14 protein-coding genes are annotated in these 12,923 nt (G+C 72.1%); 6 read left to right on the top strand and 8 right to left on the bottom strand.

Features of this window, described 5'->3' with window-relative positions; genetic code table 11:
- Window positions 1-27 precede the first annotated feature (27 nt).
- Both B0I31_RS00125 and B0I31_RS00120 read right to left on the bottom strand, forming a co-directional pair.
- Window positions 28-951 carry a GNAT family N-acetyltransferase gene (locus B0I31_RS00125; RefSeq protein ID WP_106613256.1) on the bottom strand — a complete coding sequence of 308 codons (924 nt, stop codon included), beginning with the start codon at window positions 949-951 and terminating at the stop codon, window positions 28-30.
- Between the two features lie 10 nt (window positions 952-961).
- The gene (locus B0I31_RS00120) at window positions 962-1,795 is read right to left on the bottom strand and encodes a class I SAM-dependent methyltransferase (RefSeq protein WP_106613255.1); all 834 of its coding nucleotides are present in this window, start codon (window positions 1,793-1,795) and stop codon (window positions 962-964) included.
- Between the two features lie 192 nt (window positions 1,796-1,987).
- Here B0I31_RS00120 and rpsA point away from each other — a divergent pair, with 192 nt between their 5' ends.
- The 3 genes from rpsA to coaE all read left to right on the top strand — a co-directional run bounded on the left by rpsA (window position 1,988) and on the right by coaE (window position 5,438).
- Window positions 1,988-3,484 carry a 30S ribosomal protein S1 gene (gene rpsA, locus B0I31_RS00115; protein WP_073888692.1) on the top strand — a complete coding sequence of 499 codons (1,497 nt, stop codon included), beginning with the start codon at window positions 1,988-1,990 and terminating at the stop codon, window positions 3,482-3,484.
- Between the two features lie 141 nt (window positions 3,485-3,625).
- Window positions 3,626-4,234 carry a hypothetical protein gene (locus B0I31_RS00110; RefSeq protein WP_245949552.1) on the top strand — a complete coding sequence of 203 codons (609 nt, stop codon included), beginning with the start codon at window positions 3,626-3,628 and terminating at the stop codon, window positions 4,232-4,234.
- A 28-nt stretch (window positions 4,235-4,262) separates the two neighbouring features.
- Entirely contained in the window at window positions 4,263-5,438 is a 1,176-nt protein-coding gene (gene coaE, locus B0I31_RS00105) for a dephospho-CoA kinase (protein WP_106613253.1), read from the top strand.
- On the opposite strand, the gene B0I31_RS00100 is transcribed toward coaE, so the two are convergent.
- Complete coding sequence (locus tag B0I31_RS00100; protein WP_106613252.1) at window positions 5,414-5,932, bottom strand: ribonuclease FAU-1 family protein; 519 nt, start codon at window positions 5,930-5,932, stop codon at window positions 5,414-5,416. The two genes, coaE and B0I31_RS00100, sit on opposite strands and share 25 nt — an antisense overlap.
- Window positions 5,933-6,068: 136 nt before the next feature.
- Complete coding sequence (locus B0I31_RS00095; protein ID WP_106613251.1) at window positions 6,069-6,587, bottom strand: ribonuclease FAU-1 family protein; 519 nt, start codon at window positions 6,585-6,587, stop codon at window positions 6,069-6,071.
- A gap of 57 nt (window positions 6,588-6,644) precedes the next feature.
- On the opposite strand from B0I31_RS00095, the gene B0I31_RS00090 reads away from it, so the two are divergent.
- Window positions 6,645-7,943: a DUF5685 family protein gene (locus tag B0I31_RS00090; RefSeq protein ID WP_106613250.1), complete on the top strand. Its 1,299-nt coding sequence runs from the start codon at window positions 6,645-6,647 to the stop codon at window positions 7,941-7,943.
- A 62-nt stretch (window positions 7,944-8,005) separates the two neighbouring features.
- On the top strand, window positions 8,006-10,165 hold the full coding sequence (gene uvrB, locus B0I31_RS00085; RefSeq protein WP_106613249.1) for an excinuclease ABC subunit UvrB: 2,160 nt from the start codon (window positions 8,006-8,008) through the stop codon (window positions 10,163-10,165).
- On the opposite strand, the gene B0I31_RS00080 is transcribed toward uvrB, so the two are convergent.
- The 4 genes from B0I31_RS00080 to B0I31_RS00070 form a co-directional block, all read right to left on the bottom strand.
- On the bottom strand, window positions 10,158-11,276 hold the full coding sequence (locus B0I31_RS00080; RefSeq protein WP_106613248.1) for a hypothetical protein: 1,119 nt from the start codon (window positions 11,274-11,276) through the stop codon (window positions 10,158-10,160). The genes uvrB and B0I31_RS00080 overlap by 8 nt on opposite strands.
- Window positions 11,273-11,839 carry an RNA polymerase sigma factor gene (locus tag B0I31_RS00075; RefSeq protein ID WP_106613247.1) on the bottom strand — a complete coding sequence of 189 codons (567 nt, stop codon included), beginning with the start codon at window positions 11,837-11,839 and terminating at the stop codon, window positions 11,273-11,275. The genes B0I31_RS00080 and B0I31_RS00075 overlap by 4 nt, the downstream gene beginning before the upstream one ends.
- Window positions 11,836-11,991 carry a hypothetical protein gene (locus tag B0I31_RS40255; RefSeq protein ID WP_181319915.1) on the bottom strand — a complete coding sequence of 52 codons (156 nt, stop codon included), beginning with the start codon at window positions 11,989-11,991 and terminating at the stop codon, window positions 11,836-11,838. Before B0I31_RS40255 ends, B0I31_RS00075 begins: the two co-directional genes overlap by 4 nt.
- 102 nt (window positions 11,992-12,093) lie before the next feature.
- Window positions 12,094-12,483 carry a hypothetical protein gene (locus B0I31_RS00070; RefSeq protein WP_106613246.1) on the bottom strand — a complete coding sequence of 130 codons (390 nt, stop codon included), beginning with the start codon at window positions 12,481-12,483 and terminating at the stop codon, window positions 12,094-12,096.
- Window positions 12,484-12,519: 36 nt separating this feature from the next.
- On the opposite strand from B0I31_RS00070, the gene B0I31_RS00065 reads away from it, so the two are divergent.
- Window positions 12,520-12,873, top strand: a complete 354-nt coding sequence (locus B0I31_RS00065) for an MmcQ/YjbR family DNA-binding protein (RefSeq protein ID WP_106613245.1) — start codon at window positions 12,520-12,522, stop codon at window positions 12,871-12,873.
- Window positions 12,874-12,923: the final 50 nt, after the last annotated feature.

Below are 12,923 nucleotides of genomic sequence, written 5' to 3'. Positions count from 1 at the left end.
GCCGCGCAACTCGACGCGGTGTGACACCTAGCGCAACGCGCCCGCGGGGCGCACCTCCCACATCGTCCACAATGGACGATAGCCCTGCCGCGGCCAGAACACCGAGGACAGCGGGTTCGGCGGGTTGTAGTACAGGTAGGTGCCGACCGTGCCCAGCCGGTGCAACTCCTGGTGCGCGTGCGCCATCAACTGGCGGCCGACCCCGGTACCCCGCGCGCCCGGCAGCACGGACACGCAGTTCACGTAACCCCAGCGGCCCGGCGGCAGCCTGGTCGCCGTCCAGTTGCCCGGCTCCGAGGTCACCACCGCGCACTCGGCCAGCGCCACCGCGATGCCGTCCCGCTCGGCCAGCCACGCCGGACCGCCCGCGGTCAGCCGGTCGGCCAGCGTCCGCCGCTTCAGCGCCGCCGCGTCCGGCCGGTGCACCGTCGAGCCCACCATGGACGAGTAGCGCAGCTCGGCCAGCGCCAGGGCCAGCACCGTCTCCAGGTCCGCGGGCGTGGCGCGGCGGACCGTCGCGGCACCCGTCACCGGCGGGGGAGGGGCCTGCCGCACCGCGATCACGGTCAGCGGCACCAGGCCGTGGTCCAGCAGCGCCCTGGTCGACTCGGCGTCCCGGCTCGGCCAGGTCAGCACGCACGCCGAGTCGCGATCGGCCGGTCCGAGCAGGTCGAGCCGCTTGCGCCAGGCGCGCAGCAGCGCGTCCATGCCCGCCGCGCCCGCGCTGCCCAGCAGCGGCGTCAGCTCCCACACCTCGGTGGCCGACCAGAGCCGGGCGGGCGAGCGCAGGTCGTGCACCTGGCGCTGCAACACGCCCGCGACCCTCGTGCCGTCCGGCAGCGCCGCCGTGATGACGTCGCCGTCCGGCGGCGCGACCACCGCCGGCAGCAGCGGGTCGACGCTCGCGAAGCGCGCGCTCTGCGCCTCCATCAGCCCTTGACCGACGGTCATGTCCGGCAGGTTACGGCCTCTTCCGGGTGCGGAAGATCGCCGTGCCGGGGAACAGCCGGCCGCGCAGCGGGCTCCACTGCCCCCACGTGCGGGTGTGGCCGGCGGGCCACTCCGGTTCCACCACGTCCAGCAGCTCCAGGCCCGCGCCGACGAGCGCCCGCACGTAGTCCCCGGTGGTCCGGTGGTGCTCCACGTACGTCGCCCGACCGGTGTCGTCCACCTCGACGTACGGCGTGCGGTCGAAGTACGACTGCGTCACGGTCAGCCCACCCGGTCCCGGGTCGTCAGGGAAAATCCACCGGATCGGGTGAGTGACCGAGAACACCCACGGCGCACCCGGCCGCAGCACCCGCGCCACCTCCTGGAAGACCTCGCCCACGTCCGCCACGAACGGCACCGCGCCGAACGCCGAGCAGGCCGCGTCGAAGCTGCCCGACGCGAACGGCAGCTGGTCGGCGCTGGCCTGCACCAGCGGCACGGCCACCCCGGTCGCCGCGTTCGCCGCCGCCGCGTGCCGCAGCATCCCGGCCGAGATGTCGAACGCCACCGCGTGCGCGCCGCGCGACGCCAGCCACCTGGCGCACGGAGCCGAACCGCAGCCGACCTCCAGGACCCGGCGTCCGCGCAGGTCACCGAGGTATCCGGCGTCTTGCTCGCGGACGCCCTCGGGGCACCACACGAAGTCCGCCGCGCCCAGGAAGTCGCCGTGCTCGGCGTGGTAGTCGTCGGCGTCGGCGTCCCACCACATGCGGTTGGCCGCGCGCGACTCGGCCGCGTCCACGCCCCGCTTGGCGATGCCGGTGGTGCCGAGCGCCAGTTCGGCGCTCGCGTGCTGGTCGGACACACTGCTCCATTCAAGGGTGCCGGTTTGCCCGGCGGGCTCGAAGCCGCGTACGATATCGCCCGCGTAGTGGGTTCGCGCTGTCCTGATCGGTGATCACCTGGTGAGTCGGTCTTCTCGGTGGGGCGGGCCCTGTCGCGCAAGCGTTGAACCCGCAGGCCACAAACCCCAATCCGTACCGGAGCCACCTACCTAATGTCCACCGACACCACCACTGTCCCGGTTGCCGCTGCGCCGAAGCAGGTCGCTATCAACGATATCGGGACGGAGGAGGACTTCCTCGCCGCCATCGACAAGACGATCAAGTACTTCAACGATGGCGATATCGTCGAGGGCACCATCGTCAAGGTCGACCGGGACGAGGTCCTGCTCGACATCGGCTACAAGACCGAGGGCGTCATCCCCTCGCGCGAGTTGTCGATCAAGCACGACGTCGACCCGAACGAGGTCGTCAAGGTCGGTGACGAGGTCGAGGCTCTTGTTCTCCAGAAGGAGGACAAGGAAGGTCGGCTGATCCTCTCCAAGAAGCGCGCCCAGTACGAGCGCGCCTGGGGCACCATCGAGGCCCTCAAGGAGAAGGACGAGCCCGTCAAGGGCACGGTCATCGAGGTCGTCAAGGGCGGCCTCATCCTGGACATCGGCCTGCGCGGCTTCCTGCCCGCCTCCCTCGTCGAGATGCGTCGCGTCCGCGACCTGCAGCCGTACGTCGGCCGCGAGCTCGAAGCCAAGATCATCGAGCTGGACAAGAACCGCAACAACGTGGTCCTGTCCCGCCGCGCGTGGCTGGAGCAGACCCAGTCCGAGGTCCGCAGCGAGTTCCTCAACCAGCTGCAGAAGGGCCAGGTCCGCAAGGGCGTCGTGTCCTCCATCGTCAACTTCGGTGCCTTCGTGGACCTGGGTGGCGTGGACGGCCTGGTGCACGTCTCGGAGCTGTCCTGGAAGCACATCGACCACCCGTCCGAGGTCGTCGAGGTCGGCCAGGAGGTCACGGTCGAGGTCCTGGACGTCGACATGGAGCGCGAGCGCGTGTCGCTGTCGCTCAAGGCGACGCAGGAAGACCCGTGGCGCCAGTTCGCCCGCACCCACGCGATCGGCCAGATCGTGCCGGGCAAGGTCACCAAGCTGGTCCCGTTCGGCGCGTTCGTCCGGGTGGACGAGGGCATCGAGGGCCTGGTCCACATCTCCGAGCTGGCCGAGCGCCACGTCGAGATCCCGGAGCAGGTCGTGCAGGTCGGCGACGACGTCATGGTCAAGGTCATCGACATCGACCTGGACCGCCGCCGCATCTCGCTGTCGCTCAAGCAGGCCAACGAGGGCTTCACGGTCGACTCCGAGTTCGACCCGACCCAGTACGGCATGGCCGCCGAGTACGACGACCAGGGCAACTACATCTACCCCGAGGGCTTCGACCCGGAGACCCAGGAGTGGCAGGAAGGCTTCGACAAGCAGCGCGAGGAGTGGGAGCGGCAGTACGCCGAGGCCCACACGCGCTACGAGGCCCACATGAAGCAGGTCGCCAAGGCCGCTGCCGCCGAGGAAGAGGCCGCGGGCGAGACGAACTACTCGTCCGGTGGCGAGGCCCCGGCCGCCGCGTCGTCGTCCAGCACGGGCGCCCCGGCTCAGGCCGGTGGCACGCTGGCCAGCGACGAGCAGCTGGCCGCGCTGCGCGAGAAGCTGTCGGGCGGCGCCTGAGCAGCACCGGTCGGCGGATCCTCGCTGGCTGACTGAACGACACCGGTCGCCCCTCGCCCACTTCGGGCGGGGGGCGATCGTCGTTCACTCCTTCGGGGGTGAGTTGGGGTGGCCGTGCGCTAAGTTGAGAATGCTATGAGCATGCGGGCGACGGTGTTGGCGGCGATGGTGGTGCTGGTGTGCGCGGGTTGCGCCGCCGTGCAGCCGCAGCCCGTCGCCCAGCCGCAGATCCCGACGATCCTGCCGCCCACCACGATCAGCCGGGTGCCGCAGATGGTGGATCGCCCGATCCCGGACGACTGCGAGCTGGTCGTCCCGGTCGAGCTGTTCCACCAGAAGCTCGGCCGCGAGCTGCCCGGTGAGCTGAAGACCATCATCGGCATCCCGGAGCCGTCGCTGGGCCGCACCGGGAAGATCGACTGCTACTACGCCGTGCCCGAGCGCAAGCCCATCGCCGCCGCGCCGGTCATCATCGGCCTGGCCGCCTACACCGACGCGCCCACCGCCGCCGCCCGGGTCGAGGAGAGCGTGACCGCCGAACGCCAGGAAGGCGCGACGGTCCGCGAGGTCGACGTGGGCAAGAAGAAGGGCCAGTTCGTCAGCACGAAGGACGAGCGGCTCGTCATGGGTTCGCTGGGCAAGACCACGTTCGTGGCCCGGGCGAAGCTCGGCGTGCTGCCGGACGACGCGATCGCCGGTTTCCTGGCGGCGCTGGCCCAGCAGGCGATGACGCCTGTCGAAGGAGCCTGAAGATCGTTCGCATGGCAGGCTGGACGCCATGTTGCGAGTGGGGCTCTCCGGGGGCATCGGTTCGGGCAAGTCGACGGTGGCGGGCAGGCTCGCCGAGCACGGCGCGGTGGTGATCGACGCCGACCGGCTGGCCCGTGAGGTGGTCGAACCCGGCACCGACGGGTTGCGGGAGGTGGTGGCGGCGTTCGGTGCGGAGGTCCTCGGCCCGGACGGCGCGCTCAACCGGCCCGCGCTCGCGGCGAAGGTGTTCGGCGACGAGCAGGCCCTGGCCACGCTCAACGGCATCACGCACCCGCGGATCGCGGCCCGCACGGGCGAGCTGATCGCCGCCGCGCCCGAGGACGCGATCGTCGTGCACGACGTCCCGTTGCTGGTGGAGAAGGACATGGCGCCGCTGTACCACCTGGTGGTGATCGTGCACGCGGACCTGGACGAGCGCCTGGTCCGGCTGCGCGACCGCGGCGTGGCCGAGGAGGACGCGCGCCGGCGCATCGCCGCGCAGGCCGACGACGAGCGCCGCCGGGCCGTGGCCGACGTGTGGCTGGACAACTCCGGCACGCCCGACCTGGTGTTGGCGCAGGTGGACGCGCTGTGGGCGGACCGGCTGGTGCGGTACGAGTCGAACATCCGGTTGCGCCGCTACGCCGCCGGTCCGCCGATCGTGGTGCCGTACGACGAGACGTGGCCCGTGCAGGCGACCCGGGTCGCCGCCCGGATCCGGCTCGCCGCCGGTGGCCGCACGGTCGAGCACATCGGCTCCACGGCCGTGCCCGGTCTCGCCGCGAAGGACGTGCTGGACTTCCAGCTGGGCGTGGAGTCGCTGGACGAGGCCGCCGAGCTGGAGGAGGCGTTGACGCAGGCGGGCTTCCCGGGCCGGGGCGTTGCCGAGGACGCCGTGCGGTACGAGGACGACACGCAGGAGAACTGGCTCAAGCGGCTGCACGCGGGCGCGGACCCGGGACGGCGGGTCAACCTGCACGTCCGGGTGGAGGGCGGGCCGGCCTGGAACTGGGCGATCCGGTTCCGAGACTGGCTGCGGGCGGACGCGGCGGCGCGGGACGAGTACGCGGCGATGAAGTTGGAGCTGTCGGAGAAGCACAGGGGTGACGCGGAGGGGTTCGCCTACGGCGACGCGAAAGAGCCGTGGATGGAAACGGCGACCGCGCGCGTGGACGCCTTCTACAGGGACGGCCAGGCGTCGTAGATGCCCCGGTGGGTCAGCCACGAGCCGAGGTCGTGCCGGTGCAGGCTGACCTCTTCCAGGGTGCGGTGCACGATGCGCAGCGCCTGGTCGGCGTCACCCGGCCCGAGGACACGTCCGGCGACCGCGGCGGCGAACTCCTCGCAGCGCACGATCCGCGCGGTCGTGCCACCCGGCACGGCCAGGCCGAGCAGCAGGTCGGTGGTGCGCCACGCGCGGCCGTCGCGCTGCACGCGGACCGCGCTGAGCACGCTGGGTCCGCTGCGCGCGTGCCTGGACCGGGGTCGCTGGTGGGTGAGCCGGAGTCCGAGCGAGGGCATCAACCAGGTGACCTCCGAATCGGAGAACGGGTCCTCCGGCGTCGGGCACTCCAGCCGCAGTCCCCACGGCTCCACCCGACACGTGGACAGGTGCCGCGACATGCCGCTGGAGTAGCTGCGAACTGCGCTGACGGTGTCGACCACGTCGACGAGCTGAGGTGTGATGACCGCTCCCACGCGACCCGAGGGTAGACGCAGATGTGTCCTTGGTAACTATCAGGTTTGATTCGTTACATCACGGTCTGTGTTGGAAGCGGTCTCTATCAGGTGACGGACACGGATGGCGGTTGACCTGCAAGTGTGACCCTCTGTATTACCGCCGACGCCAGGTGGTGATCGTTCCCTGGGCCGCGAGCCAGCGCACCGCGTCGTGCCCGTGGGCGGCGATGCCCGCGACGGCGCGGTAGGTCGTCTCCAGGGCCCACTGCGCCCGGTCGGCCTGGATGAGCCCGTGGTCGAGCGCGGTCAGCAGCTCGTCGGTGTCCAGCACGGTCACGCTGCGGCCCGTGCGCACCACCAGGTCCAGGTACAGGTCGACGGTCTTCCACACCGAGCCGCTCGAACTGATCTCGACCACGTCCACGTACAGGTCGTAGTCGCGCTCGTGGCCCGGGTGCCAGGACTGCCGGGTGACGCGCAGGCCGTGCGCGGGCAGCAGCCACGACTCGAAGTGCGACAGGTGCGGGTGGCCGGGCACCGGGCGGAACATGTAGAGGCCGTGCCGGGTCAGCCGGTACTCCTCGACCCCGCGCAGGTGGCCCTTGGGATCGGTGTTGCTCTTCGCGTCGAGGTCGAAGTACTCGATCTTCGGCGGGTGGATGTGCGGCGACACCGGCAAAAGTCTCCTTTGCGTCACCCGAAAGCAGGATGATCGCCTACTCTTCCGGCCATGTTCGGCATCATCCGCCCCTGCCGCAACCGCCTGGGCCCTGAACTGCGTGAATCGTGGCTCGCCCACCTGTGCGGGCTGTGCCTGGCGCTGCGCGACGACCACGGCCACCTCGCCCGCGTGGTCACCAACTATGACGGCCTGGTCATCTCCGCGCTGGTCGAGGCGCAGGTGGGCCGGTCGCGGCGCACCGCCGGGCCGTGCGCGTTGCGTGGCATGCAGTCCGCGGACGTCGCCGTGGGCACGGGCGCGCGCCTGGCCGCCTCGGTGTCCCTGGTGCTGGCGTCGGCGAAGGTCGGCGACCACGTGTCCGACGGTGACGGCGTGTTCGCGCGGGCGCCGATGCGCGGCGTGGGCAGGCAGGTGGCGCGGCGGTGGGCGGCCCAGGCCTCGGAAACGGGCCTCGACCTGGGCTTCGACACCGCGGTGCTGGTGGACGCCGTGCGGCGGCAGTCGGCGGTGGAGGCCTCGGCGGGCCTCGGCTCGTCGGTGCTGGCGGTGACCGAGCCGACCGAGACGGCCGCGGGCGAGGCCGTGGCGCAGACCGCCGTGCTGGCCGGTCGTCCGGCGAACGCCGGACCGCTGCGCGAGGTGGGACGGCTGTTCGGCCGCCTGGCGCACCTGCTGGACGCCGTGGAGGACCTGGACGCCGACCGCGCTTCCGGCGCCTGGAACCCGCTCGTCGCCACCGGCACGACGCTCGACGAGGCCCGGCGGCTGTGCCAGGACGCCGCCCTGGGCATCAAGCTCGCGATGGAGGAAGTCGAGTTCGCCGACGACCGCCTCGTCCACGTGCTCCTGGTGCACGAGGTCCAGGAGTCGATCCGCCGCGCGTTCGGCGACCCCCACACGCACGCGCCCCACTCGCACACGCCACCCCCGCCGCCCGGCTGGCAACCCGCGCCGGGCATGTACCCGCCGCCCGCCCAACCGCACGGCCAACCCGGCTTCCACGGCACCGTGCCGCCTCCCGGCCCGGTACCGCCGCCGTCTGCACCCGGCCACGTCGGTCCGCCGGACCCGCCCAAGGGCGGCAAGAAGGGCCGGCGCGGCAACGAGCCGCCCCCTCCCGGCAGCGGCCTGTGGTGCTGGCCCAAGTTGAAGCAGCCGCCGGTGACCCGCGGCGCGTTCCTGGGCTGCCTGGCCGTGCTCTACCAGTGCGGCACCTGCCAGTACTGCTGTCGCGACCCGTACCCCGGCCCGTTCAGCGGCAAGCCGCGCGAGGCGTGGTGCAACTGCGACTGCGGCCCGAACTGCGACTGCAACTGCGACTGCTGCGGCTGCGACTGCAACTGCTGATCTCTCGCCCCTGACCTGGGCCGGATCGGAATTTGTCGTACCCCCGGCGTACCGTCGTACCCGTGGCTTTCCCAACCGAGATCCCGGTCAAGGCGCACTCGTCGCATCGTCCCGTCGGTGACATCCCCCGCACCGACGGGAAGTTCCGCGTGGTCAGCGACTACCAGCCGGCGGGCGACCAGCCCGCGGCGATCGCGGAGCTCGAACGGCGCGTCCGCGGCGGGGAGAAGGACGTCGTGCTGCTCGGCGCGACCGGCACCGGCAAGTCGGCCACCACGGCGTGGCTGGTGGAGAAGGTGCAGCGGCCCACGCTGGTGATGGCGCCGAACAAGACGCTGGCCGCGCAGCTGGCGAACGAGCTGAAGGGGTTCTTCCCGGACAACGCGGTGGAGTACTTCGTCAGCTACTACGACTACTACCAGCCCGAGGCGTACATCCCGCAGACCGACACCTACATCGAGAAGGACTCCTCGATCAACGAGGACGTCGAGCGGCTGCGCCACTCGGCCACGATGAGCCTGCTCACCAGGCGTGACGTGATCGTGGTCGCGTCCGTGTCGTGCATCTACGGCCTCGGCACGCCGCAGTCGTACCTGGACCGGTCGATCAAGCTGGAGGTGGGCGCCGAGGTCGAGCGCGACCTGCTGCTGCGCGCCCTGGTCGACGTCCAGTACACGCGCAACGACATCGCGTTCAACCGCGGCACGTTCCGCGTGCGCGGCGACACGGTGGAGATCATCCCGGCGTACGAGGAGCTGGCGCTGCGGGTCGAGTTCTTCGGTGACGAGATCGACAAGCTCTACTACCTGCACCCCCTGACCGGTGACGTGGTCAAGGAGGTCGACGAGCTGCGCATCTTCCCGGCCACCCACTACGTGGCGGGTCCGGAGCGGATGGAGAAGGCGATCCGCAACATCGAGGCGGAGCTGGCCGACCGGCTGGCCGCGCTGGAGCGGCAGGGCAAGCTCCTGGAGGCCCAGCGGCTGCGCATGCGCACGTCGTACGACATCGAGATGATGCGCCAGGTCGGCTTCTGCAACGGCATCGAGAACTACTCGCGCCACATCGACGACCGCGGTCCGGGCACCGCGCCCGCCACCCTGATCGACTACTTCCCGGACGACTTCCTGCTGGTCATCGACGAGTCGCACGTGACGGTGCCGCAGATCGGCGGCATGTACGAGGGCGACGCGTCGCGCAAGCGCAACCTGGTGGACCACGGGTTCCGCCTGCCCAGCGCCCTGGACAACCGCCCGCTGACGTGGGAGGAGTTCGCCGACCGGATCGGCCAGACCGTCTACCTGTCGGCCACGCCCGGCCCGTACGAGATGGGCCAGACCGGCGGCGAGTTCGTCGAGCAGGTCATCCGCCCGACCGGCCTGGTCGACCCGGAGGTCGTGGTCAAGCCGACCGAGGGCCAGATCGACGACCTGGTGCACGAGATCCGGGTGCGGGCGGAGAAGGACGAGCGGGTCCTGGTCACCACGCTGACCAAGAAGATGGCCGAGGACCTGACCGACTACCTGCTCGAACTCGGCATCCGGGTCCGCTACCTGCACTCGGAGGTCGACACGCTGCGCCGGGTCGAGCTGCTCCGCCAGCTGCGCCTGGGCGAGTACGACGTGCTGATCGGCATCAACCTGCTCCGCGAGGGCCTCGACCTGCCCGAGGTCTCCCTGGTCGCGATCCTGGACGCGGACAAGGAGGGCTTCCTGCGGTCGGGCACCAGCCTGATCCAGACGATCGGCCGCGCGGCCCGCAACGTGTCCGGCGAGGTCCACATGTACGCGGACCGGATCACCGACTCGATGCGGCACGCCATCGACGAGACCAACCGCAGGCGGGCCAAGCAGGTCGCCTACAACGAGGAACGCGGCCTGGACCCGCAGCCGCTGCGCAAGAAGATCACCGACATCCTGGAGCAGGTCTACGCCGAGGCCGAGGACGCCATCGCCCCCGGCGGCTCCGGCCGCAACACCTCGCGCGGCAAGAAGCCGACCGGGGACCCGGGTGCGGGCGGCCGTGCGAGCTCGGGCGTCCTGGCGGACCGCGACACCACCGCCATGGCCCGCTCCGAGCTGGCCGACCTCGTCCAGCAGCTGACCGACCAGATGATGAACGCGGCCCGTGAGCTGCAGTTCGAGCTGGCCGCCCGGCTGCGCGACGAGATCCAGGACCTGAAGAAGGAGCTGCGCGGCATGGACGCGGCCGGCGTCAAGTGACCGCCCCGGCGTCGGCGGTGTCGGCCTGGACCTCGTAGAGGCCGGGCCGCAGCTCGACCGAGCCGCGCCGGACGCGGTCCTGCCACGCCTGGTGCCACCGGGTGCGCTCGGACCAGCGCAGGCCCTCCAGCGGGATCCCGTCGAGGGGCACGTGCGCGAGGTCGGCGTCGACCACGTCCGTGACGGCGTCGGTGATGCGGTCCACGGCGTCGGCCACGTCGTCGTGCGGCCCGGTGGCGAGCGCGTCGGCCAGCGCCCGCGCCGACGTGTCGGCGGAGCCCTCGACCCGTTCCCGTGCCTGGTCGAGGGCCAGGTCGCGGGCCTGGTCGAGCACCACCGCGAGCAGCTCGGCCGTGTCCCGGTCCCGGGCGAGCACCACGTTCTGAGCCGCCGCGCGCACGGTGTTCAGCCGCCGGAGCAGCGGGCCCACGTCGTGTCCCGGCACCGGCAGGTCGAGGTCGGCGAGCAGGACGTGCAGCCGTTCCCGGGCACGAGTCGTCGTCCGGCCGCGAGCGTGGTCCGCGACGGTGGTCACCGCGAGGACCAGCGCGTGGTCCGCGGTGGTGGTCAGGGCCCGCGCGCGGGCCAGGTCGTCGGCCGCGGCACGGGCCTGCCCGAGGTCGAGCCCGAAGCCGAGGTCGAGCGCGGGCAGCACCGCCCGGTCGAGGACGTCGTCCAGGTCACGGCCCAGCTCGCGGGCCCGGTCCCGCAGGTCGGCCCGGAGCGCGACGAGGTCGCGGGGCGAGAGGTGCCCGCGCAGCCGGTGCTCGATCCGCTCGGTGAGCGCCACGTCGCGGGCACGGGCGAGGTCGCGGTCGTGGTCCAGCACCGCGGCCCTGAGCCGGGTGAACGACCGCGCGGCGGCCAGTTCCCGGCGGGGGAGCCAGGTCCGGGCGACGACGCGCTCGTGCGGCGGCCGTGCGGCGAACCGGTCCGCGAACCCGCGCAAGGTCGTCCCCGCCCGATCACGTCGCGCGGCGCTCACGGCCGCCGGGCGCGGTGCGGCGGGCAGGATCGCGGCGAGCCCGGCGTCGAGGTCGAGGACGGCCCCGACCTCGCCCGCCAGCGCGGTCAGCCGCTGGTCGAGTTCGTGCTCCTCGAACGGGTTCACCGGTCACCTCCGTTGCCGTGCAGGTCCCTGATCAGCGCGCGGCGGGCCTTGAGCAGCGTGGACCGCACGGTGTCGGCCCTCAGGCCGAGTTCGGCGGCGATCTCGGCGGGCGTGCTGCCCGCCAGCGTCCACGCCATCACCTGCCGCTGCCGCTGCGGCAGCCGCGTCACCGCGCGGGCGACGTCGTGGTGCCGCTCCCAGTTCTCGATCGCGGTCGGCCGCAGCAGCGGTGACGGTTCGGGAGGTTCGGCGACCGGCTCCTCCCGGGCCGACGCCAGCCGCCGGACCAGCGCCCGTGACGCCACCCGGAACGCCCACGCCCGCGGGTTGTCCAGGTCGTGCCAGCGCCGGTAGGCCGCGGCCATCGTCTCCTGCGCCACGTCGGCCGCGTCGGCCAACCGCGCGCCCCGCACCACCAGGAACGCGACCAGCGGCGGTGTCGTGGCCCGGTAGAAGTCGGTGAACGCCGGCTCGTGCCCCGCGCGGGCGCGTCCGGCCTGGCCGGGAACGTCGACCTGTTCGGCGCCGCCGACCGGCGCCTCGGCGGACTCCGCCCCGCTCACCGCTCACCACCCGCGAGCGCCCACCCGACCGTCAGGCTCAAGGTCACCCGTGCCCGCCGGCGTCCCCGCACGGCCTGCCACCGCACCCGCAGTCCCGCCCCGGTCAGCCCGGCCACCTGCGCGCCGAGCAGCACCACCACCCAGTGGTCCATCCGATTCCCCACTCCCCGTGACTGGTCCGTCACGGGTAAGAGGCGCCGGCCGGCCACGCCGTGCACCGGGCGCCGGTGAACCACTCGATCGGCCCTGCGGGCTCAGCCCTCCAGCGCGGCCCGCACCTTGCCCAGCACCGCGTCCTCGGCCGACCCCACGCGGCCGTCCGCCCCGGCGACCTCCGCGCAGACCGCGAGCACCGCCGCCGGGAACGCCGCGGCCTCCTCCGGCGTCTTCGCCGACAGGACCTCGACCGAGCGCCGCAGCGCCTCCAGCACGCCGACCTCCACGTCGGCCGCGGAACCCACGGGCAGTTCGGGACGAGCGGCACCGAGCACCTGGCGCAGCCGGGGCGAGAACGCCGCCATCGCCCGGATGCCCGCGTGGCTCTCCTCGTCCAGCGCGCCGGGCTCGGCCGTGGACACCAGCACCATCGCGCCGAAGACCGCCGTGCGCAGGGTCCGGCCTTCCTCGTCCGTGTAGACAGTCACGTGATCACCTTAAATGTCACCGGTTAGCGTGGCGCCATGACGTTGGACGACGTGATCGCGCACTGCCTGGCCAAGCCCGGAGCCGAGGAGACCTACCCGTTCGGCGACGGTGAGCTGTGCTGCAAGGTCGGCGGCAAGATCTTCGCGTTCATCAGCCTGGACGGCGGCAGCGTCGGCGTGAAGTCGGGCGCCACCGCCGACGACGCGGGGCACTGGCGCGAGCTGTACCCGGACGACGTCACCGTCAGCGCCTACATCGGGCGCTACGGGTGGAACCGGGTGCGGCTCGGCGGTTCGGTCCCGCACGACGAGCTGCTCGAACTGCTCGACCTGTCCTACCGGCTCGTCGTGGACAAGCTGCCCAGGTCCAAGCGGCCTCCCACCGCGTGAAAGGCGAACGGCGCACCGGTTGGTCCCGATGCGCCGTTCCGCGGAGCACA

Source organism: Saccharothrix carnea, from assembly GCF_003014735.1.
In the GTDB taxonomy this organism is placed as follows: Bacteria; Actinomycetota; Actinomycetes; order Mycobacteriales; family Pseudonocardiaceae; genus Actinosynnema; species Actinosynnema carneum.
Note: the sequence above shows the minus strand (reverse complement) of the source record. Positions and strands in the feature narration are given on the sequence as shown.

Coding starts and splice junctions, on each gene's coding strand:
- B0I31_RS00125 (WP_106613256.1), bottom strand. CDS start 951: ATGACCGTCGGTCAAGGGCTGATGGAGGCGCAGAGCGCGCGCTTCGCG.
- rpsA (WP_073888692.1), top strand. CDS start 1,988: ATGTCCACCGACACCACCACTGTCCCGGTTGCCGCTGCGCCGAAGCAG.
- B0I31_RS00110 (WP_245949552.1), top strand. CDS start 3,626: ATGCGGGCGACGGTGTTGGCGGCGATGGTGGTGCTGGTGTGCGCGGGT.
- coaE (WP_106613253.1), top strand. CDS start 4,263: ATGTTGCGAGTGGGGCTCTCCGGGGGCATCGGTTCGGGCAAGTCGACG.
- B0I31_RS00090 (WP_106613250.1), top strand. CDS start 6,645: ATGTTCGGCATCATCCGCCCCTGCCGCAACCGCCTGGGCCCTGAACTG.
- B0I31_RS40255 (WP_181319915.1), bottom strand. CDS start 11,991: ATGGACCACTGGGTGGTGGTGCTGCTCGGCGCGCAGGTGGCCGGGCTG.
- B0I31_RS00065 (WP_106613245.1), top strand. CDS start 12,520: ATGACGTTGGACGACGTGATCGCGCACTGCCTGGCCAAGCCCGGAGCC.